We start from the raw sequence: 2,603 nt of genomic DNA, 5'->3' as shown, positions 1-2,603 counted from the left end.
TCAGGAATCCCCATACAATGTAGGTGTTGACTGTGCGATTCTGATGAATCCGCAGACATGGGTAGCATCCGGACATCTGGGAAGCTTCTCTGATCCGCTGATGGACTGTAAGGAATGTCATGAGCGTTTCCGCGCAGACAAGATCATTGAGGATTTCAGCCAGGAGAACGGAATTGAACTGGAGAGCTCTGTAGATGGATGGTCTCAGGAAGAAATGATGAACTTCATTAAAGATCACAATGTACCATGCCCTACATGCGGCAAACATAACTTTACAGATATCCGTCAGTTCAACCTGATGTTCAAAACATTCCAGGGTGTTACAGAGGATGCCAAGAATACTGTATATTTAAGACCTGAGACAGCTCAGGGTATTTTCGTAAACTTTAAGAATGTTCAGAGAACATCCCGTAAGAAGATTCCGTTTGGTATCGGTCAGATCGGTAAATCTTTCCGTAACGAGATCACACCGGGTAACTTCACATTCCGTACACGTGAGTTCGAGCAGATGGAACTTGAATTCTTCTGCGAGCCGGATACAGACCTTGAGTGGTTTGCATACTGGAAGAACTTCTGCCTGAACTGGTTACATTCTCTTGGATTGAAGGATGAAGAAGTTCGTTATCGTGACCATGATGCAGAAGAGTTAAGCTTCTACAGCAAAGCTACTACTGACGTAGAGTTCCTGTTCCCATTCGGATGGGGCGAGCTTTGGGGAATCGCTGACAGAACAGACTATGACCTGACACAGCATCAGAACGTATCAGGACAGGATCTGACATACTTTGATGATGAGAAGAAACAGAAATACATTCCATATGTAATCGAGCCGTCACTTGGAGCTGACCGTGTGGTACTTGCATTCCTGTGCAGCGCATATGACGAAGAAGTTCTGGATGCAGAGAAGAATGATGTTCGTACAGTTCTTCATTTCCATCCGGCACTTGCACCTGTTAAGATTGGTGTGCTTCCTCTTTCCAAGAAACTTAATGAGGGTGCAGAGAAGATTTACCAGCAGTTAAGCAAGAAATATAACTGTGAGTATGATGACCGTGGAAACATCGGTAAACGTTACAGAAGACAGGATGAGATCGGTACTCCGTTCTGTGTAACTTATGATTTTGAGTCCGAAAATGACGGAGCAGTTACAATCCGTGACCGTGATACCATGGAACAGGTTCGTGTGAAGATCGATGAACTGGATGCATATTTTGCAGATAAATTTACATTTTAACTGAATAAAGTGCAAAGCAGTTATTCGGTTATGTGAGTGAACAACAAAGTGGATGATTATATCCGCATGACTGAAAAAAACAGCAAGGGAGCTGTATCGGATGGGAATCCGGGCACTCCTTTGCTGTTTTTTTATTACAAAATATAGATTATAAAAATTCGATATCAAAAGTTGTCAAAACAACTTTTGCTTGTGTAAATATTCATTTTTTAGTATAATGAGCAATAATAACATGAAAAGGGGGCAATAAAAATGAGCGAAAAGAAAAAAAGTGGTGGAGCCTTACTTGGCGCAGCGTTTCTGATGGCCACATCTGCAATCGGACCTGGATTCCTGACACAGACAGCAACCTTTACCGGGCAGTATCAGGCAAGTTTTGGATTTGTTATCCTGGTTTCCGTAATCCTTGCAGCCATTGCACAGATGAATATCTGGCGCGTGCTTTGTGTAACCGGACTTCGTGGACAGGATGTTTCCAATAAGGTACTTCCGGGACTGGGATATCTGGTATCTATACTGATTGTATTTGGTGGTCTGGTATTTAATATCGGAAACGTAGGTGGCGGAGCACTTGGTTTTAACACATTGCTTGGAATACCTACCAAAGTTGGTTACATACTGGCAGGTCTTTTGGCAATCCTGGTATTTGTACTGAAAAATGCCAAAAGTGCCATGGATACTATTACCAAGGTACTGGGTGCCATTATGATTATCGTAATCTTTGTTGTGATCATTGTGGTAAAACCACCGGTAGGAAGCGCGTTGAAGAATACCTTTGTACCGGAAGCCGGTGCCACAAATCTGATTCCTGCAATCCTTACACTTCTGGGAGGAACTGTTGGAGGATATATCACTTTCTCAGGTGCACACCGTCTGATCGATGCAGGAATTACAGGTGAGAAGAACCTGAAAGAAATCAATAAGAGTTCTGTTATGGGTATGATCATTGCCACTATTGTACGTATTTTCCTGTTCCTGGCTGTTCTGGGCGTTGTTGTCAAGGGTGTAACACTGGATGCTGCAAATCCTGCAGCAGATGCCTTTAGGCAGGGGGCTGGTGAAATCGGATACCGGTTTGCAGGTCTGGTTCTTCTGTGCGCAGCCATCACATCCATCATTGGTGCGGCTTATACTTCTGTTTCTTTCCTTAAGACTTTCAGTAAGTCTATTGAAGAAAATGAAAATAAAGTGATCATCGGATTTATCATTATTTCTACAGCAATTATGTTTATTCTTGGCAATCCGGCAGTAACTTTCTTGTGCTTGCAGGTGCTGTGAACGGTCTGATCCTTCCGATCACCCTGGCAATCTGCCTGATCGCTGCACATAAGAAATCCATTATGGGAGAGAATTCTGTTCGTCATCCAGT

Annotated in this window: 1 protein-coding gene and 1 pseudogene; both read left to right on the top strand. The window is 43.1% G+C overall.

Annotated elements, in window-relative coordinates; genetic code table 11:
• A partial coding sequence (locus AC058W_RS01725) for a glycine--tRNA ligase (protein WP_479389634.1) occupies window positions 1-1,234 on the top strand: 1,234 nt, incomplete at its 5' end.
• Window positions 1,235-1,486: 252 nt separating this feature from the next.
• Window positions 1,487-2,603: pseudogene (locus AC058W_RS01720) on the top strand (NRAMP family divalent metal transporter); the annotation flags it as partial.

This window comes from Blautia sp. CGZ-1-C1 (genome assembly GCF_056504575.1).
Note: the sequence above shows the minus strand (reverse complement) of the source record. Positions and strands in the feature narration are given on the sequence as shown.